Source organism: Streptomyces guryensis, assembly GCF_021261325.1.
In the GTDB taxonomy this organism is placed as follows: domain Bacteria; phylum Actinomycetota; class Actinomycetes; order Streptomycetales; family Streptomycetaceae; genus Streptomyces; species Streptomyces guryensis.
On the sequence record NZ_JAJSBI010000003.1, the window covers coordinates 38,314 to 55,812 of the forward strand.

The window sequence follows — 17,499 nt, forward strand, 5'->3', positions numbered from 1 at the left end:
CCACCCCGTTTTGACCTGGCCAGCAGCCTTGCCCGGTGCCGCTCTGCGCGCGATGCGCACGGCGGCCGGACGGCGTGCGCTGCAAGTGGTGCTGCTGGTGGTCGGGTTGTTCGTGCTGGGGTTCCTCTGCGGGGAGCAGGCGCACGCGGCGGAGGGGCCGCCGGCCGCATCCTCGGCCGAGGTCGTGTCCACCGCTCCGGTGGACGGCGTCCGATCGTTGACGAACAGCGCGGTCGGTACCGTCGGCCGACTGACGGACGCTTCGGTCGCACCCGCACCCGCACCCGCACCCGCACCCGCACCCGCAGCCGCATCAGCGACGCAGGCGCACGAGGCGCCGCCCGCTGCCGAGCCGCAGCCGGACGCTCCTCCCGCGCCCCCGGCCCAGTCGGCCGTTCCCGAGCCCACTCCGAATCGTCCCCCGTATCTCCGCCCGAATCCCCACCCCGGTCCCGCGGCTCCGGGCGCTGCCGAGGAGCAGATCCTCACTCCGTTGACCGGTGAACTCGTTCGCTCGGTGGGCGATCGCGTCGTGCGGCCGGTCGGTGGTCTGGTGGAGACAGTGACCGCCGGGCCGGGCAGGGTGACCGCGCAGATACCGCAGCTGTCGTCGTTGCCCTCCCTGCCGGGGCTGCCCGGGTCCCGGTCGATACCGGGCCTGCCCTCCCTGCCCGGTTTCCCTGCGTCGCCGGGCCGGATGCTTCCCGCGCCCGTCGCGCAGGCGCCGCAGCCGGGTGCCGCAGGGCGTTCGGGGACGGAAGGCGCCGTCGACGACAGGCGCTCCGGAGCGGGGGCGAGCGGTACGGCGGTCGGTCCGCCTTCCGCCGTGGACGCCACCGCGGGCGAGGCCACCGCCGTGCGGGGCGGCGGGCAGCGGGCCGCCGGTGCCGGACATGCCCCGGCGCGGCAGGCTCCCGACGGCGACCCGGGCGGTGTGCCGCTCAACCGGGCCGCTGTCGACAACGGCACCTCCAGGCACGGTGACGCGCACGCCGTCGCCCTGAACCACCGGGCATCCGTGCGGCTCGTGCCCGGCGCCGCCGCCCGTGCGGCCGCGGCCGGTACCCGGGACAGGCACCGGGACATTCCCGTATTCCCCGGCTAGGGCAGGCCCTTCCCCCGCCACAGACCTGTCGCGCGGGGGCGGAACAGGTCTGCCCGCCCGTCCGGACCACCCTTTGTTCTCCGGACGGAAGCCGCCGACTCCGCTGGTCCCGACTCCCCGGACCAGGACCGGAATCGGCGCCGGAATTGTCCCCAAGCCTTTCGAAGAAGCCCCGGAACTCCCCGGATCTCCCCTGAGATCAAGGAGCGCGGAGCTTCCAGGGATCTAAGGATCTGACGCACGCATGAACAAGAACATCCGCCGCTCCATCGTCATAGCCGCCGGTGTCACCGGCGCGTGGGCGCTCGGTTCCGCCGTCGCCAGCGCTGACGAGTTGCCCTCCTCCTCCCTGTCCGTGTCCGACACGACATCCGATCCGACAGCCGACCCGGCCGGCGACGCGACCGTCGACACCGGCAGCACGCTCGGCGCGCTGACCGACACCGTCACCGGCACGGTCGACGGCGTCGTCACCGGCGTCCAGGACACCGTCTCCGGTGTCACCGGCACGCTCGACGGCACCGTGGCCAAGGCGGCCTCCACGGCCACCGGCGCCGAGAGGACGACGCCCGGCCGGACCGCCGAGCAGGCCCGCAAGTACGTCGACGCCAAGGTGTCCGCCGCGCAGGCGGCCAAGAAGGCGTCCAAGGTCAAGGGCGCCGCCGCCATCCAGGGCGCCAAGGCCGCGCGTGCCGCGCAGGCCGGGGCGAAGGCCGCAGTCGGGGGCACTGTCACCACCGCCCGCACCACCGTCACCGACACGACCTCCTCCCCGCAGGGCGAGGTCGACTACCTCTTCGGCCCGCTCGCCGCCTTCGCGCCGGAGCTGGAGCAGGCGCTCGCCGCGGCCCAGACGAAGCTCCAGGGCGTGCAGTCGTCGGCCCGCACCCAGGCGCAGGGCGTCGACGGTGTCGTCAGGACGAAGGCGCAGCAGACCGTCGCGGGTGCGGGCCGCACCGCGACCGGCGTCCAGGGCCGTACCGCAGGCGTGACGGCCGCCGCGCAGGGCGAGGCCGGAGCAGTCGCCGGTGCCGCCCAGGCCTGCGTGGCCGCGGTCCCGAGCCATGTCACGGGCACGGTCGGCGCGGTCGAGCAGAAGGCCGTCGGCACCGTGCAGAGCGTTCCCGGCACGCTCACCCCGGTGGTCGTGGAGACGGCTGCGGCTGCCGTTCCGCCCCTCGCCACCCACGCCGTGCGCGGCGTGACGCCGGTTGCCGGCCAGGCGGTGGCGGGCGCCGTCCCGGTCGCCCGGCAGGCCGCCGACGGGGTCACGCCCGTCGCCGGTCACGCGGTGGACGGGGTGACGCCGGTCGCCACCGGTGCCGTGCACGGCGTGACGCCGGTCGTCGGTGGAGCCATGGCCGGGGTCCAGCAGACCGCCGGGCACGCGGTCGGCGCGGCGACGGCGCCGGCGTACGGCGTCGTGTCCGACGTCCAGCCGGTCGCGGCCGGCGTCGTCCAGGGCGTGCAGCCGGTCGCCGGCGGTGTCATGCAGGGCGTGCGGCCCGTCGCCACGGGGGCGGTGTCCGACGCGCGGTCCGTGGCCGTCGGCGCCGTGTACGGCGTGGCGCCGGTCGCCGGCGGTGTCGTCGCGGACCTGCGGTCGTACGCCATAGGCTTGGTCGGCCCGGTCGCCGACGACGCGACGGGTGCCGTGCTGCCGCCGGTCGCGCACACCGCCGTGGACGGCGTGCTGCCGGTCGCAGGGCAGGCCGTGGCGGACGCGGGCGGGCTGGCGTACGGGGTCACGGGTGACGTCCGGCCGTTCGCGGGCGGGATCGCCGACGACGTGGCGCCGCTCGCGTACGGCGTCGCCGGTCACGCGACCGGTCTGGCGTACGGCGTCGTCGGTCGGGTGCCGCAGTTCGCGCAGGGTGCCACCGAGGCCGCCCGGCCGGTCGTCGACCTCGTCGAGCCCGTGGCTCAGGGCGTCGGCGGCAGTGCGACGACGCTGGCGTACGGCGTCGCGGGTGATGTCACCCCCTTCGCGTACGGCGTCGTCGGTGACGTCGACCCCTTCGCCCACGGCGTCGTGGGCCAGGTCGCGCCGTTCGCCGGCGACGTGAGCGGCACCGTGCGCTCGACCGCCGCCCCGCTCGCCGGGCACGCCCTCACCGGCGTCGAGGGCGTCACCGAGTCGATCACGCCGGGCTTCGCGCAGAACGTGCGGTACGGAAGCCCGTACGGCGTCTGACGCTCGACCGACTCCGCGGACCCAGGGACCCGGACGGCCGAAAGCCGTCGGACCGGCCGGCCCGAACCCCGCGGGTGGAGTCAGGTGATCCCCATTGGGGTGGGGATCAACTGCTCCGAGCCCCCCTCGGGGCTGCACAAGGGGCCTCACCGGGTCAACCCCAGCCCGGTGAGGCCCTCCCCTGCCCCACTCCGTACGGCCCCGCGGACGGTGCCTGTCCCTCACATCCGGCACCCCGTGCCAGTGAGCGCGGCATCATGTGACAGGTATCACCGCTCAGGTGTGACCCTCGATTTAGGGGCCCTCCGCATGCAGAGATAACCTGCGAGACGGACATGCCGCGCGCTCGGACACCGTGTGCGCCTCCCCTGTGACTAGCGGACGTCACGTTGCCCTTCGCGGCACGCCCACGCATCCAACGAACCGCGAGATCACTGATAGGGACGGAAGCGCGTGGACCTGTTCGAGTACCAGGCGAGGGACCTCTTCGCCAAGCACGATGTACCGGTGCTGGCCGGTGAAGTCATCGACACGCCTGAGGCGGCCCGCGCAGCCACCGAGCGTCTCGGTGGCAAGTCAGTAGTCAAGGCCCAGGTGAAGGTCGGCGGCCGTGGCAAGGCCGGTGGCGTGAAGCTGGCCGCCACCGCCGACGAGGCGGTCGAGCACGCGACCAACATCCTCGGCATGGACATCAAGGGCCACACGGTCCACAAGGTGATGATCGCCGAGACGGCCCCGGAGATCCTGGAGGAGTACTACGTCTCCTTCCTCCTCGACCGCGCCAACCGCACCTTCCTCTCCATCGCGTCCGTCGAGGGCGGCATGGAGATCGAGGAGGTGGCGGAGACCCGCCCCGAGGCCGTCGCCAAGACGCCGATCGACGCCAACGTCGGCGTGACCCCCGAGGTCGCCCGCCAGATCGTCGAGGCCGCGAAGTTCCCGGCCGAGGTCGCCGACAAGGTTGCGAACGTCCTGGTCACCCTGTGGAAGACCTTCGTCGAGGAGGACGCCCTCCTGGTCGAGGTCAACCCGCTGGCGAAGGTCGCCTCCGGTGACGTCATCGCCCTGGACGGCAAGGTCTCGCTGGACGAGAACGCCGAGTTCCGCCAGCCGGAGCACGAGGCCCTCCAGGACAAGGACGCGGCCAACCCGCTCGAGGCCGCCGCCAAGGAGAAGAACCTCAACTACGTCAAGCTCGACGGCGAGGTCGGCATCATCGGCAACGGCGCGGGTCTCGTCATGAGCACCCTGGACGTCGTCGCGTACGCCGGTGAGAACCACGGCGGCGTGAAGCCGGCCAACTTCCTCGACATCGGCGGCGGCGCGTCCGCGGCCGTGATGGCGAACGGCCTGGAGATCATCCTCGGCGACCCGGACGTCAAGTCCGTCTTCGTCAACGTCTTCGGCGGCATCACCGCGTGCGACGAGGTCGCCAACGGCATCGTCCAGGCGCTGAAGCTCCTGGAGGACCGCGGCGAGGACGTCACCAAGCCGCTGGTCGTGCGTCTGGACGGCAACAACGCCGAGCTGGGTCGTCAGATCCTCTCCGACGCCAACCACCCGCTGGTCCAGCGCGTGGACACCATGGACGGCGCGGCCGACAAGGCCGCCGAGCTCGCGGCTGCGAAGTAAGGACGAGGGAACACAGCCATGGCTATCTTCCTCAACAAGGACTCCAAGGTCATCGTCCAGGGCATGACCGGCTCCACGGGCATGAAGCACACCAAGCTCATGCTCGCCGACGGCACGAACATCGTCGGTGGCGTGAACCCGCGCAAGGCGGGCACCACCGTTGACGTCGACGGCACCGAGATCCCGGTCTTCGGCACCGTCGCCGAGGCGATCGAGAAGACGGGCGCGAACGTATCCGTCCTCTTCGTACCGCCGGCCTTCGCCAAGGCCGCCGTCGTCGAGGCCATCGACGCCGAGATCCCGCTCGCGGTCGTCATCACCGAGGGCATCGCGGTCCACGACTCGGCCGCGTTCTACGCGTACGCCGTGTCCAAGGGCAACAAGACCCGGATCATCGGCCCGAACTGCCCCGGTCTCATCACCCCGGGCCAGTCGAACGCCGGCATCATCCCGGGCGACATCACCAAGCCGGGCCGTATCGGCCTGGTCTCGAAGTCCGGCACGCTGACGTACCAGATGATGTACGAGCTGCGTGACATCGGCTTCTCGTCCGCCGTCGGCATCGGTGGCGACCCGGTCATCGGCACCACCCACATCGACGCGCTCGCCGCGTTCGAGGCCGACCCCGACACCGACCTGATCGTGATGATCGGTGAGATCGGTGGCGACGCCGAGGAGCGCGCGGCCGCGTTCATCAAGGAGAACGTGTCGAAGCCGGTCGTCGGTTACGTCGCGGGCTTCACCGCGCCCGAGGGCAAGACCATGGGCCACGCGGGTGCCATCGTCTCCGGGTCGTCCGGTACGGCTGCCGCCAAGAAGGAGGCCCTTGAGGCCGCCGGCGTCAAGGTCGGCAAGACGCCGACCGAGACGGCGAAGCTGGCGCGGGAGATTCTGGCCGGCTGAGCGGGTTTTCAGCCGGATGTCGGTGGGCCCGTTCCCCGGGGTGGGGGCGGGCCTACCGGCGTTTTCGCCTGCCCGCGCCGGCGGGGTGCCGCCTTTCTCCGGGTCGGGAGCCGCCCCAGCGGCACGACTGCCCGCAGGCTGCGCCGGCTACTGCTGAAGCGGTACGAGTCTCTCCGGGCCGTGTGCCGTCTCCGACCGCAGTTTTGCGCGGAGTTGGGCCTCCGGCGCCGACAGTGCGCCGCGGGCCACCCGGGGTGGGACCCCTTGCACGATTGCGCCCGGTGGTACCGGGGGCTCGTAGTGCGTCGGGGCCGTTCGCAGGGCCAGGGCCGTCGTGCCGATCAGGGCCGTCGTGAAGGCGATGGCGGCGCGCGTCCAGAAGCGGGCGCTGCGTTCGCCGCGTCTGCGTACCGTCGGCGGCCCGGGGGCCGGCTGCCGCTCCGTGGAGGCCAGTTCGACCAGACGCCGGTTCAACGCGGACGGGTCGGCAAGCTCCGGCAGGCGCGCGGCGATCGCGTCGCGCGCGTTCAGCAGTCGGTGGGCCGCCGCCGGAGTGCTCGCCTCCGCCTCGGCCGCCGTCTCCGGCAGATCGAGGCCGACACCGTCGTAGAGCAGCAGCGCCCGGCGGTACGACGGCGGGAGTTCCATGAGTACGTTCATCAGCTCGCGGTCACGCCGGTCGACGAGCGGCGGCTCGGGGCGCCGCCGCAGGCACGGGCGGAACCGGTGCCAGGGCGAGAGCGCGTACTCGTACGCCGTCGCCCGGACCCATCCCGCCGGGTCCCGGTCGACGGCCACCTCGGGCCAGCGCTGCCAGGCCAGTTGGAAGGCCCGCTCGACCGACTCGCGCGCCAGCTCGCGTCGCCCGGTGAGCAGGAACGTCTGCCGTACGAGGGCCGGGGCGCAGAACGCGTACAGCGCGTCGAAGGCCTGAGCGGGTGTCAGCTCGGGCGCCAGCGGGCTCGCGGGGTTCGGCGTCACGGGGCGCCCTTTCGTACGAAAAAGTACATAAACGTATATTGGGCGACACTTCGGTGGTTTGCCTATTACGACGAGAAAGCGCGTGTCGTTGGGAGCATGGCGGTTGTGATCCAGACGACTGTTCGCCGAGCTCCGTTGCCGTACCTGCGTGCCCGGATCCGGGCCAGGCTGCGTGACCGTTCGCCCGGGCTGGGCGCCGGCGTGGCGGGCGGTGCGGTCGCCGCAGGGCTGGGGCTCGGGGCGATCACCGTGCTCGTGATGGTGTTCTGGATCAGCTCGCCGTACCCCGACAGCGGGCCCGGCGGTGCGCTGCATGTCGCCGCCGCGCTGTGGCTGCTGGCGCACGGCACCGAACTGCTCCGCACCGACACGCTCTCCGGTGTCCCCGCACCGGTGGGTGTCACGCCGCTGCTGCTGTTCGTGCTGCCGGTGCTGCTGGTGCACCGGGCGGCGCGGGACGTGGTGTACGGCGGCGAGGAGGACGGGCCGCTGCTGTCCGCCCGTACGGCCTGGGCGGGCGTCGTCCTCGGCTACCTCGGTGTCGGCGCGGCCGCCGCGCTGTACGCCTCGGGCGGCGAGCTGCGGCCCTCGTGGGGGCGGGCCATGCTGTGCCTGCCGCTGCTCGTCATGGTGATGGCGGGGGCCGGGGTGTGGACGGCGTACGGGCATCCGCGCCGGGCGTTCGAAGGTGTGCTGAAGCTGCTGCCGTCCGGTCTGCGGAGCTTCGTCCGCGGGCCCGGCTCCCACGCCCGCCTGGGCACCGCGGCGCGGGCCGCGGCGGCGGGTGCGGCGGTGCTGGTCGGGGGCGGGGCGGTGCTGGTGGCCGTCTCGCTGGTGTGGCACGGCGGGACGGCGCGGGTCTCCTTCCTGCAGTTGACGCAGGGCTGGTCGGGCCGTTTCGCCGTGCTGTTCCTGTGCCTGGTGCTGGTGCCGAACGCGGCGGTGTGGGGGGCGGCCTACGCCCTCGGACCCGGATTCGTGCTGGGCACGGGGCATGTGGTGGACCTGCTCTCCTCGGCGCCGGCCCCGCTGCTGCCGCCGTTTCCACTGCTGGCCGCGGTGCCGGACGCGGGGACCGGGGGGTGGCCCAACTGGGTCGCCGCAGCGGTGCCGGTGGCGGCCGGACTGGCGGTCGGGTGGTTCGTGGGCGGGGCGGAAGCGCGCGATACGTCCTCCCTGCCCTCCGAGGGAACGTCCGGTGCCGGGCGGGCCGCCGGCACGGCCGTGTTGGCGGCGCTGCTGTGCGCGGCCGGAATGGCCGTACTCGCGACGATGGCGGGCGGGCGGCTCGGGGTCGCGGAGCTTGCCAGGTTCGGGCCCGTGTGGTGGGAGACGGGGGGTGCGGCGCTGGTCTGGACGGCGGTCGCGGCGATTCCGACGGCGGTCGGCGTACGGGCCTGGCGGTGCCGGTCGCGCCGGTGGCGTCGCGCGGCCGCAGAACCCGGGTCGAACACCCTCGATCTGAGGCCGAAGACCATCGAGCCGCAGGCGAAGATCGTGGAGCCGAGGCCGGAGACCGTGGAATCGAAGCAGGAGCAGCCCGGGAAGCCCGGGAAGCCCGGGAAGGCGGAGAAGGCGGAGAAGGCGGGAAAGGCGGGAAAGGCGGGAAAGGCGGAGAAGCCGGAGAAGACCAAGAGCAAGGGGCGGTTCTGGAGGAAGAAGTCGGCTTCGGACGGAGCGCAGAAGGCGGCGGACTCCGCAACGCCCTCCGCGCCCTATGACCAGGACGACGCGTACGGCGCGCTGCGCGACCAGGAGGAAGCGGGGTTCGGACCGTACGACTTCCTGCCCGCCGAGCCGTCGCCCCAGCCGTCGGCCCCATGGCCCGGCGAGGCCACCCGCGAGTCCCGCTGGGCGGCGCTGAAGGACGCCTCCGACCCGCCCAGGACGCCGGATGCACCGGATGCACCGGACGCGCAGGACGGGCCCGACCTGCCGTGAGCGCGGAACGCGCCGCCGCAGCGGCCGTTCTCCGTCAGCCGGTCGTCAGCCGTTCGTGCCCAGCAACCCCCGCAGTTCCTTCGGCAGAAGCTGGGTGCAGGACTGCTTCGCCTGGTTGGTGAGGGCGTCGTTCGTGCAGGTGTAGTAGTCGCTGTACACCATCTGCGCGGTGAAGGTCGCGGCCACCAGTGCGATCGCGAGGGAGGCCGTGACCAGGCCGGTCACCGCCGCCGTCGTCTGCGGCCGGCCGGACGGGTCGTTGGTGGGCTCGGAGGCGCCGGCCCCGGCGCGCAGGGCGCTGATGCCCCAGTACAGCGCGAGGGCGCCCAGCAGCAGCGCCACGTACGGCCAGCTGAAGAGGGCGAAGAAGAAGGCCCACATCCCGCACAGGAGGGCGTAACGGGCGCGGCGTTGGGAGGGGTCCGTCGGGTCCCAGCGCATGCCCGAGCCCGGGGTGTTGCCGCCCTGGCCCTCGGGACTGGGGGGCGGGCCACCCGGGCGCTGGCCGAAACCGCCGGGGGAGCGCCCCGGCTGGCGGTCGCTCCACTGGCTGCCCCACGGGGAGGCGGCGTCGCCGGATCCGTCGCCGTTCTCCCCGTCGGCCGGGCGGCGCGGCCGCCACGGGCGGTCCGGTGTGCCCTCCGGAGGCGGCGCGAAGGGGTTGTCGTCCTCGGGGGAGTCGCCGGTCTTCCGGTCCGAGGGCGCGTCGGGCGGAGAGGCGGGGCGCTCCCGCAGCAGCACGCCGCGGTGCTCCCCTCCCTCCACCGACTGCGGAGGGAGCGTGAGGAGTCGCAGGCTGCGGTCCGGCATCAAGTGAGCGTCTTCCCCTAGGCGATACGGCAGTGATCAGGCGCCGACCAGGCGTTGATCGGTTGATCAAGCGTTGATCAGGCGTTCGTACGGCTGTCTTGCACGAGCTTCCACTTCGGAAACGCACAGCACGGCGACCACGTTCCCGACCTGGACTCTCCCAGACGCTACCTTCCGGCCACGCCCCCGTCCCGTGGGGGCCGTCCGGAGTGCCGGTATCGTTGCTGACGGTCGGCCGCTTCGTAGACTTCCCCGTATCCCGGGGCGCGATGCATTCGTACGAACGTACATACAGCCGGCCGTACGGAAACGCTCCCCCGAGAAAGGGCCCCGCCGTGGCCGCCAAGCCCGTGGCCAAGCGCCTCGTCGTGCTGGTCTCCGGATCAGGCACCAACCTCCAGGCGCTGCTGGACGCCATCGCGACGAGCGGTGTCGAGGCCTACGGCGCCGAGATCGTGGCCGTCGGGGCCGACCGCGCCGGCATCGAGGGGCTCGCCCGGGCCGAGCGCGCCGGGCTGCCGACCTTCGTGACGAGGGTCAAGGACTACGAGACCCGCGAGGAGTGGGACGCCGCGCTCGCCGAGGCCGTCGCCTCGTACGAGCCCGACCTGGTCGTCTCCGCCGGGTTCATGAAGATCGTCGGCAAGGAGTTCCTGGCCCGCTTCGGCGGCCGGTTCGTGAACACGCACCCGGCCCTCCTCCCCAGTTTTCCCGGAGCCCACGGTGTGCGCGACGCGCTCGCGTACGGCGCCAGGGTCACCGGCTGCACCGTCCACTTCGTCGACGACGGCGTCGACACCGGACCGATCATCGCCCAGGGCGTGGTGGAGGTCCGGGACGAGGACGACGAGAGCGCGCTGCACGAGCGCATCAAGGAAGTCGAGCGAAGGCTGCTCGTCGATGTCGTGGGGCGGCTCGCCCGCAACGGCTATCGCATTGAGGGACGAAAGGTAGTTATCCAGTGACCGCCGACATCAACAAGCGGCCCCTTCGCCGGGCGCTCGTCAGCGTCTACGACAAGACGGGCCTCGAGGACCTCGCGCGCGGCCTGCACGAGGCGGGCGTGGAACTCGTCTCCACCGGGTCCACCGCCGGCCGTATCGCCGCCGCGGGCGTCCCCGTCACCAAGGTCGAGGAGCTCACCGGCTTCCCCGAGTGCCTGGACGGCCGGGTCAAGACCCTGCACCCCAGGGTGCACGCGGGCATCCTCGCCGACCTGCGCCTGGAGAGCCACCGCGAGCAGCTGGCCGAGCTGGGCGTCGAGCCGTTCGACCTCGTCGTGGTCAACCTCTACCCGTTCCGCGAGACGGTCGCCTCGGGGGCGTCCCCCGACGAGTGCGTCGAGCAGATCGACATCGGCGGCCCGTCGATGGTCCGGGCGGCCGCCAAGAACCACCCGTCGGTCGCCGTGGTCACCAGCCCGGCCCGCTACGCCGACGTGCTGGCCGCAGCCAAGGACGGCGGCTTCGACCTCGCCACCCGCAAGCGGCTCGCCGCGGAGGCCTTCCAGCACACGGCGGCGTACGACGTGGCGGTCGCCTCCTGGTTCGCGTCCTCGTACGCTCCCGTCGACGAGTCCGTCTTCCCGGACTTCCTGGGTGCCACGTACGAGCGCCAGAACACCCTGCGCTACGGCGAGAACCCGCACCAGCCCGCCGCTCTCTATCTCGGCGGCGGTCCGGCCGGCGGTCTCGCCGAGGCCGAGCAGCTGCACGGCAAGGAGATGTCGTACAACAACTACACGGACACGGACGCCGCCCGCCGTGCCGCGTACGACCACGACGAGCCCTGCGTGGCGATCATCAAGCACGCCAACCCCTGCGGTATCGCGGTCGGTTCGGATGTCGCCGAGGCGCACCGCAGGGCGCACGCGTGTGACCCGCTGTCGGCCTTCGGCGGCGTGATCGCCGTCAACCGGCCGGTCAGCAAGGAGATGGCCGAGCAGGTCGCCGAGATCTTCACCGAGGTCATCGTCGCGCCCGACTACGAGGACGGCGCCCTCGAAGCCCTCGCCAAGAAGAAGAACATCCGCGTCCTGAAGGCGCCGAACGGCCCGTGCAACCGGGTCGAGGCCAAGCACATCGACGGTGGTGTCCTCCTCCAGGTCACCGACCGCCTCCAGGCCGAGGGCGACGACCCGGCCAACTGGACGCTGGCCACGGGCGAGGCACTCTCCGCGGACGAACTGGCCGAGCTGTCCTTCGCCTGGAGGGCCTGCCGCGCCGTCAAGTCCAACGCGATCCTCCTCGCCAAGGACGGTGCCTCCGTCGGCGTCGGCATGGGCCAGGTCAACCGCGTCGACTCCGCGAAGCTCGCCGTCGAGCGGGCGGGCGCCGAGCGCGCCCAGGGCTCGTACGCCGCCTCGGACGCGTTCTTCCCCTTCCCGGACGGCCTGGAGATCCTCATCGAGGCCGGCGTGAAGGCGGTCGTCCAGCCGGGCGGTTCGGTCCGCGACGAGCTGGTGGTCGAGGCCGCGAAGAAGGCGGGCGTGACGATGTACTTCACGGGGACGCGGCACTTCTTCCACTGAGCCGGCCGCGCCTTCGCCGCTGCTTCATCCGCCCGTACGCGGTCTGCGCCGTGTGCGGGCGGTCCTTTGCGCAGCCCCGGCGAGGGGGAGGTGCGCCCATCGAGGTCAGTGCGCGCCGCATTCCCCAGACGACGATCAGCTCCGGGAGGAGCTGCCCCAGCTCGCGCTGGCTCTGGGGGAGTGCTGGCAGGGAGTCCTGTCCGCGCGCTACCCGGACCGGGAGATCACCGTCGAGGTCGGCGACGAGGCGGACGGCTCCTATGGGCCGGCTGTGACCTTCTGGACATCCCCGGCCGTCTCGGACTTCGGCTGGCAGCCCGCGCATTGGATCATCCTTCGCGCGGTGCCGGATCCACCTGTCCAGGCCGCTCCCCACCCGGTGTCTTCAACTTCGGAAGCCAGGACTCGATCCTGTCCGCGCATCTTGTCAAACGTTGAACGGACTCCTAAAGTCCGGTTGATATGAGAGTGGGATCGCTCCCACGCCCCATGTCATCCGAGCAATGGAGCCGCGATGTCAGCTGTACTTCTCCGGCCGGGACGCCTGATAGTTGCGGCCCTGGCAGCGCTGTCACTGCTTCTCCTGGGGCAGCCGCAGGCCCACGCGGCGTCCTGGGGAGCCCCCCAGACCGTCAACTCGTGGAACACCATCAGCGGACGGTGGACCGCCAACAACGAGCTGGAGACCTACACCCCCGGCTGCGTCTGGTACGAGGGCGACACCCTCGTCATCAAGACCTACAAGTCGGGCGGCACGTACTACTCGGGCCGCGTGGAGTCCAAGGCGCTCTACGGCTACGGCACTTACAGCTTCACCGCGAACATGCCCAACGGCCAGGGCCTCCTGCCCGCGGTATGGGCGGCCTATCTGAATCCGTGGCTGCCCGAGTTCGACGCCGCCGAAATCGTCGGCCAGAACCCGAACACCGTGTACCAGACCTCTCACGACACCAACAACGCCCAGACCCAGTTCTCGAAGACGAACGGCGCGGGCTGGACCAACGCGTACCACAGGTACTCGTTCACCTGGTGGCCGGATCACATCGACTTCGCCGTGGACGGCACCATCACCGGCACGAAGTGGTACACCACCCCTCCGGGCGTCGGGATGCACTTCATCGTCAACACCGCCGTCGGCGGCACCTGGCCCGGCAACCCCAACGACTCGACATGGGCCACGGGAGACGGTGCGCGGTACCTGAAGGTCTCCTCGATCACGTACACCCCGTACACCCCGTAAGGGCTCGGGTCGCCTCAGGTCGAACTGCGAAGCGCCGCCCATGTGTTGGGCCCCACCTGGCCGTCGACCCGCAGTCCCTTGTCGGTCTGGAAGCTGCGCACCGCCGCGTCGGTGGCCTTGCCGAAGTCCCCGTCCACACCCGAACTTCCCACGTCGTAGCCGCGTTTGGTCAGCATGCACTGCACCTGTACGACGCGCCGGCCGCGGTCGCCGAGCTGAGTGAGTTCGGTGCCGGCGTAGGTGGTGCACTCGGTGAGCCACGGTGGTTCTGCCGGGGCGGGGGTCGACTTCGAGGGGGTGGGGGTCGGGGTGCCGGGTGCCTCGGAGGTGGGGCGGGGAGTGGGGCTGGTGTGGGCGGTCCCTTGCGTGCCGTTGCCGGAAGGGGCGGTGGAGGTGATCGGGTTCCCCTCCTTCGTCCCCTTCCCCTCCTTCGTCCCCCTCCCCTTCGGCTTCGTGGATGGCGAGGAGGGCCCGTCGCCGGATGCGCTGGTCGTGGCGGTGGTGGAGGAGGCCGTGGCGGCGGTGCTCGCGGTGTCGCCGGAGGACGACGTGCGGGTGAGCAGGAAGGCGGTCACGGCTACGGCGCACACCGCGAGTACGGCGGTGAGGGCGGCGTACCGCCTCCTGCGGGGCCGGGCGGGTGCGGTCGGCGTCGACGGCGGAGTCACCGGCGGACCGAACCCCGGCCCGGCCGCCGGGTACACCACCTGCTCGGTCGGCGTCTGCTGAGGCCGCTCGCCAGGCACGGGGCAGGCGCGCAGTACGTCGTACGCCTGCTCCTGGGCCTGGAGACGGCTGCCCAGCGGCTCCTGCCAGGAGGTGGCCCGTGGGAGCGCGGCGGCGGCGTCGATGAGGTGCTGTGGACCGGGCCGTAGCGCGGGGTCCTTGTCGAGGCAGGCGGTCAGCAGGGCGGCCAGGGCGGGGTCGGCGGCCGCCACCTCGGCCATGATCTCGGCGTTCGGCGCCTCGGAGGCGACGCGGTGCAGGACGTCCATGCCGGTGCCGTCGCCGAACGGGGCGTGTCCGGTGACTGCGTGGACGACCGTGCTCGCGCAGCAGAACACGTCCGACGCCGTGTCGCAGCGGCCGTCCCTGAGGTACTCCGGGGACATGAAGGCGGGGGTGCCGACCCGGCTGCCGGTGGTCGTGATCGCGCTGGCGTCCACGGCCTGTGCGATGCCGAAGTCGATGACGTGTGCTCCGTGCCGGGTCAGCAGGACGTTCGACGGTTTGAAGTCCCGGTGCACGATTCCTACGGCTGCCAGTGCGCCCAGTGCCCGGCCCAGATCCGCCACCAGCCGCCATGCCCCGGACGGCTCCAGCACGCCGCACTCCCGTACGGCGTCCGCGAGATTGAGGCCGGGCAGGTACGCGGTCGCCATCCACAGCAACTCGCTGTCGGGCTCGAACCCGGTGCCGAAGAGCTCCGGCGTGTACGGCGCGCCCACGCGCGCGTGCACGGTGGCCTCCCGCTCGAACCGCCGCCGGAAGCGCACGTCTTCGGCGAGCTCGGGCCGTACCACCTTCACCGCGGCCAGTCCGGGCGTCCCGTCGCCGTGCCGCGCCAGGTAGACCCGGCCCATACCGCCGCTGCCGAGCAGCCCCAACGGTACGTACGGTCCGATTCGCACCGGATCGGTCGGCCGCAGCGGCCGCGCGCAGGTCTGTGCGAGGGCGGCGTCTGACATGGATCGATCCCCCGACGTGTGCTGTCTCGACCTCGGTCATCCCAACGGGCCCAGTGGCACCGTTGGTTGACGAGAGACTACCGGGTTGCGGGGGCGGCAACCGGGATCAGGGCTGACGTACCGGCTGGGTCTTCAGGGCTTCGACGAAGGTGGTGAAGGTTCCGGTGGGGAACGTGAGGACGCCGGCGGTCGGGTCCTTGGAGTCGCGGACCGCCGCGTGGGTGTCCGAGTTCGCTATCTCCACGCAGGAGTTGCCGTCCCCGGCGCCGGAGTAGGACGACTTCCGCCAGTTGTCGGGGATGCTCATGGGGCACCTCACAGCTCTTTGGTCAGCCGGTGGATGAAATCACGCGACCGTTCGGGATCGAGCGATGCGGCTTCCACTCTATGGAAGAGCGTGCGAAGGACGCTGAGCTGGGCCTCCGAGTCGATGAACCCCGTGGCGTGCGGCGCGTCGCGAACGACGGTGTCCAGTTTGGGTACGGCACCGCTCGCCAGCATCATGGCTGCCCAGGAGCCGCCGAAGCCGTCCACGTCAAAGGGGATGACCCGCACGGTGATGTGGTCCGACTCGCTGAGGTCGAGGAGCGCGTTGAGCTGGGCCCGGGAGGCGGCACGGTCGCCGATGCGGATGCGCAGCGCCGCCTCATGGATGACCGCTTCGTACGGTGTGGGGTCCGGGCCTTCGAAGATCGCCCTGCGCTGCATCCGGTGTCGGACACGCAACTCAAGCTCATCGCTGGGAAGTTCGGGGATTCTGTCGGAGAAGATCGTGCGGGCGTAGTCCTCTGTCTGGAGCGCGCCGGGGATGTGCAGGAACTGGACCTCGCGAAGGTACGTGGCGTGGTGCTCCAGTTCCGCCAGGTCGAGGAACGGGGTGGGCAGTGCTCCTCGGTACTCCTCCCACCAGCCGCGCGTTCTGTCGGTCGCCCAGGAGACCAGCGCGTCGATGAACTCGTCATCCGTGCACGAGTAGTTGGAAGCGAGGAGGCGCAACCGCTTGGCGCTCACGCCTGCGACGCCGGACTCGATCTGGCTGATCTGCGCAGAGCTCACTCCGAGCAGCGCTGCTGCCTCGCGGGTCGTGAGGCCTGCCGCGTCACGGAGCTTCCGAAGCTCGACCGCCAGGCGCAGCTGACGCGCCGTTGGCTCACTCCTCAAGGCCATCGAATGCCCCTCCCAACATGCCTGTGGGCATGACTCGTTCGGGGAACAGGTTACGCGATCGGCTTGCGAAACTTAAACGGTAAGACCTACTGTCGGTAATGCGACGCACACGCTGCGAAACCCGGGACCCCGGAAGCGCACCGCCCCGTCCTGCCATGACGGCTGCGGCACTGCCACCGCCCGCCAGCCCCAACCCCCCCACTACCTAAGCGGAGTTGACGCATGCCCGAAAACGAGTCCGAGCCCTGGGAGTACTCCCTCCGCATTCCGAACGACCTTCGCGCGGTCACCGTCAGTCGCCGCACCCTTCGCCTGATCCTCACCATGCACGGCCTCATCGGCCTCGTCGACGTCGCCGAGCTGCTCGCGGCGGAGCTGGTCTCCAACGCCGTACGGCATACCAAGGGGCCTGCCGAACTGCGGGTGTGCTGGTTGCCAGGGGGTGTGTTGCGGATCGGGGCGTGGGACGCCGACCCCGAACCGCCTGAGCCACCGGGACAGTTGGAGCGGCTTGCGCAGGCGGAGGAGGGGCGCGGGCTGGCACTGGTGCGTGCGTGCTCCAGCCTGTGGGGGTGGCAGCCGCTGACCAGGGGAGGCCGGCGGGGCAAGTACGTGTGGTGCGAGCTCACGACGCCGGCGTCGGCCTCGGCAGCGTAAAAAAGGCCGCGGTCTCCGGCCCTCCCCCGAGGGAGCCGGAGACCGCGGCTGGTCGGTGCCCTGTCAGCAGGGGCGCAGGGACCAGATCGGGTCCCAGGTGGCCGTGCCGGCCTGGTACGCCGTGGACGTCCAGCGGACGCTGCCGTCCTGGTTGTAGAACTTGGCGACCGTGCCGGGCGTCTGGTTGTTGGTGAACGGGCCGTCACCGGTCCAGTTGCTGACGGTCCAGGTCTGGCACTTGTAGAAGTCGAACTTGGTGCCCCTGACGACCATGCACAGGTGGCCGTAGCCGCAGGCCAGGTCCTGCGCGCCGAGGTTGCCCTTCGGGGCGCGGGTCAGGGTCAGGCCGTCGTACCTGACCTCGTCGGCGGTGGACTTGAGGGCCTTCGGGTGGCCGGCGAGCACCTGGTCGGCGGTCTGCTGGATGCTGTTGACGCGGATGCCGTCCGGCGTCGAGGTCACCCGGGTGCCGTCCGGGGTGTCGGCCGCGGTGGCCGCGACCGTGGAGCCGGCGAGCAGGGCGGTGGCCGCGAGGAACAGGGCGGCGGGCTTGGCGATGTTCACGTTGTTTCCCCCATGAACTCTGGTGGTCGTTCCGCCGTGGCGGAGTGGTACCACCGTGCCGCCGGCGCCCGCCGGCCGGTACCTCGG

The 17,499-nt window shown here is 71.6% G+C and carries 15 protein-coding genes; 9 read left to right on the forward strand and 6 right to left on the reverse strand.

Annotated features, from left to right (window positions below; all coding sequences use genetic code 11):
* Positions 1–10: 10 nt before the first annotated feature.
* The 4 genes from LJ657_RS07080 to sucD all read left to right on the forward strand — a co-directional run bounded on the left by LJ657_RS07080 (position 11) and on the right by sucD (position 5,834).
* The gene (locus tag LJ657_RS07080; RefSeq protein WP_232647483.1) at positions 11–1,105 is read left to right on the forward strand and encodes a hypothetical protein; all 1,095 of its coding nucleotides are present in this window, start codon (positions 11–13) and stop codon (positions 1,103–1,105) included.
* Positions 1,106–1,349: 244 nt separating this feature from the next.
* The gene (locus LJ657_RS07085) at positions 1,350–3,299 is read left to right on the forward strand and encodes a hypothetical protein (protein WP_232647484.1); all 1,950 of its coding nucleotides are present in this window, start codon (positions 1,350–1,352) and stop codon (positions 3,297–3,299) included.
* Positions 3,300–3,752: 453 nt separating this feature from the next.
* Positions 3,753–4,931 (forward strand): ADP-forming succinate--CoA ligase subunit beta, encoded by a 1,179-nt coding sequence (gene sucC / locus LJ657_RS07090; RefSeq protein WP_232647485.1) that lies wholly within the window; start codon positions 3,753–3,755, stop codon positions 4,929–4,931.
* An 18-nt stretch (positions 4,932–4,949) separates the two neighbouring features.
* Positions 4,950–5,834 carry a succinate--CoA ligase subunit alpha gene (gene sucD, locus LJ657_RS07095; protein WP_232647486.1) on the forward strand — a complete coding sequence of 295 codons (885 nt, stop codon included), beginning with the start codon at positions 4,950–4,952 and terminating at the stop codon, positions 5,832–5,834.
* Between the two features lie 147 nt (positions 5,835–5,981).
* Here sucD and LJ657_RS07100 read toward each other — a convergent pair whose 3' ends face one another.
* Positions 5,982–6,815 carry a SigE family RNA polymerase sigma factor gene (locus LJ657_RS07100; RefSeq protein WP_232647488.1) on the reverse strand — a complete coding sequence of 278 codons (834 nt, stop codon included), beginning with the start codon at positions 6,813–6,815 and terminating at the stop codon, positions 5,982–5,984.
* A gap of 96 nt (positions 6,816–6,911) precedes the next feature.
* Here LJ657_RS07100 and LJ657_RS07105 point away from each other — a divergent pair, with 96 nt between their 5' ends.
* Positions 6,912–8,756 carry a cell division protein PerM gene (locus tag LJ657_RS07105; RefSeq protein WP_232647489.1) on the forward strand — a complete coding sequence of 615 codons (1,845 nt, stop codon included), beginning with the start codon at positions 6,912–6,914 and terminating at the stop codon, positions 8,754–8,756.
* A gap of 45 nt (positions 8,757–8,801) precedes the next feature.
* Here LJ657_RS07105 and LJ657_RS07110 read toward each other — a convergent pair whose 3' ends face one another.
* Positions 8,802–9,566 carry a hypothetical protein gene (locus tag LJ657_RS07110; RefSeq protein ID WP_232647490.1) on the reverse strand — a complete coding sequence of 255 codons (765 nt, stop codon included), beginning with the start codon at positions 9,564–9,566 and terminating at the stop codon, positions 8,802–8,804.
* Between the two features lie 335 nt (positions 9,567–9,901).
* On the opposite strand from LJ657_RS07110, the gene purN reads away from it, so the two are divergent.
* The 3 genes from purN to LJ657_RS07125 all read left to right on the forward strand — a co-directional run bounded on the left by purN (position 9,902) and on the right by LJ657_RS07125 (position 13,336).
* Entirely contained in the window at positions 9,902–10,531 is a 630-nt protein-coding gene (gene purN / locus LJ657_RS07115) for a phosphoribosylglycinamide formyltransferase (RefSeq protein ID WP_123967030.1), read from the forward strand.
* The gene (purH, locus tag LJ657_RS07120; RefSeq protein WP_232647491.1) at positions 10,528–12,096 is read left to right on the forward strand and encodes a bifunctional phosphoribosylaminoimidazolecarboxamide formyltransferase/IMP cyclohydrolase; all 1,569 of its coding nucleotides are present in this window, start codon (positions 10,528–10,530) and stop codon (positions 12,094–12,096) included. Before purN ends, purH begins: the two co-directional genes overlap by 4 nt.
* A 514-nt stretch (positions 12,097–12,610) precedes the next feature.
* Positions 12,611–13,336 (forward strand): glycoside hydrolase family 16 protein, encoded by a 726-nt coding sequence (locus LJ657_RS07125; RefSeq protein WP_232647492.1) that lies wholly within the window; start codon positions 12,611–12,613, stop codon positions 13,334–13,336.
* Between the two features lie 14 nt (positions 13,337–13,350).
* Here LJ657_RS07125 and LJ657_RS07130 read toward each other — a convergent pair whose 3' ends face one another.
* The 3 genes from LJ657_RS07130 to LJ657_RS07140 all read right to left on the reverse strand — a co-directional run bounded on the left by LJ657_RS07130 (position 13,351) and on the right by LJ657_RS07140 (position 16,191).
* Positions 13,351–15,024, reverse strand: a complete 1,674-nt coding sequence (locus LJ657_RS07130; protein WP_232647493.1) for a serine/threonine-protein kinase — start codon at positions 15,022–15,024, stop codon at positions 13,351–13,353.
* A gap of 106 nt (positions 15,025–15,130) precedes the next feature.
* Positions 15,131–15,331, reverse strand: a complete 201-nt coding sequence (locus LJ657_RS07135; protein ID WP_232647494.1) for a DUF397 domain-containing protein — start codon at positions 15,329–15,331, stop codon at positions 15,131–15,133.
* A gap of 8 nt (positions 15,332–15,339) precedes the next feature.
* Entirely contained in the window at positions 15,340–16,191 is an 852-nt protein-coding gene (locus tag LJ657_RS07140; RefSeq protein ID WP_232647495.1) for a helix-turn-helix domain-containing protein, read from the reverse strand.
* Positions 16,192–16,413: 222 nt separating this feature from the next.
* Here LJ657_RS07140 and LJ657_RS07145 point away from each other — a divergent pair, with 222 nt between their 5' ends.
* Entirely contained in the window at positions 16,414–16,848 is a 435-nt protein-coding gene (locus LJ657_RS07145) for an ATP-binding protein (RefSeq protein ID WP_232647496.1), read from the forward strand.
* 63 nt (positions 16,849–16,911) lie between these two features.
* Here LJ657_RS07145 and LJ657_RS07150 read toward each other — a convergent pair whose 3' ends face one another.
* Complete coding sequence (locus LJ657_RS07150; RefSeq protein WP_232647497.1) at positions 16,912–17,412, reverse strand: hypothetical protein; 501 nt, start codon at positions 17,410–17,412, stop codon at positions 16,912–16,914.
* Between the last annotated feature and the right edge of the window lie 87 nt (positions 17,413–17,499).

What these genes read in the sequence shown, in the direction of transcription:
- LJ657_RS07085 (WP_232647484.1), top strand. Translation starts at nt 1,350, where the DNA reads ATGAACAAGAACATCCGCCGCTCCATCGTCATAGCCGCCGGTGTCACC.
- sucD (WP_232647486.1), top strand. Translation starts at nt 4,950, where the DNA reads ATGGCTATCTTCCTCAACAAGGACTCCAAGGTCATCGTCCAGGGCATG.
- LJ657_RS07105 (WP_232647489.1), top strand. Translation starts at nt 6,912, where the DNA reads ATGGCGGTTGTGATCCAGACGACTGTTCGCCGAGCTCCGTTGCCGTAC.
- LJ657_RS07110 (WP_232647490.1), bottom strand. Translation starts at nt 9,566, where the DNA reads ATGCCGGACCGCAGCCTGCGACTCCTCACGCTCCCTCCGCAGTCGGTG.
- LJ657_RS07125 (WP_232647492.1), top strand. Translation starts at nt 12,611, where the DNA reads ATGTCAGCTGTACTTCTCCGGCCGGGACGCCTGATAGTTGCGGCCCTG.
- LJ657_RS07130 (WP_232647493.1), bottom strand. Translation starts at nt 15,024, where the DNA reads ATGTCAGACGCCGCCCTCGCACAGACCTGCGCGCGGCCGCTGCGGCCG.
- LJ657_RS07135 (WP_232647494.1), bottom strand. Translation starts at nt 15,331, where the DNA reads ATGAGCATCCCCGACAACTGGCGGAAGTCGTCCTACTCCGGCGCCGGG.
- LJ657_RS07140 (WP_232647495.1), bottom strand. Translation starts at nt 16,191, where the DNA reads ATGGCCTTGAGGAGTGAGCCAACGGCGCGTCAGCTGCGCCTGGCGGTC.
- LJ657_RS07145 (WP_232647496.1), top strand. Translation starts at nt 16,414, where the DNA reads ATGCCCGAAAACGAGTCCGAGCCCTGGGAGTACTCCCTCCGCATTCCG.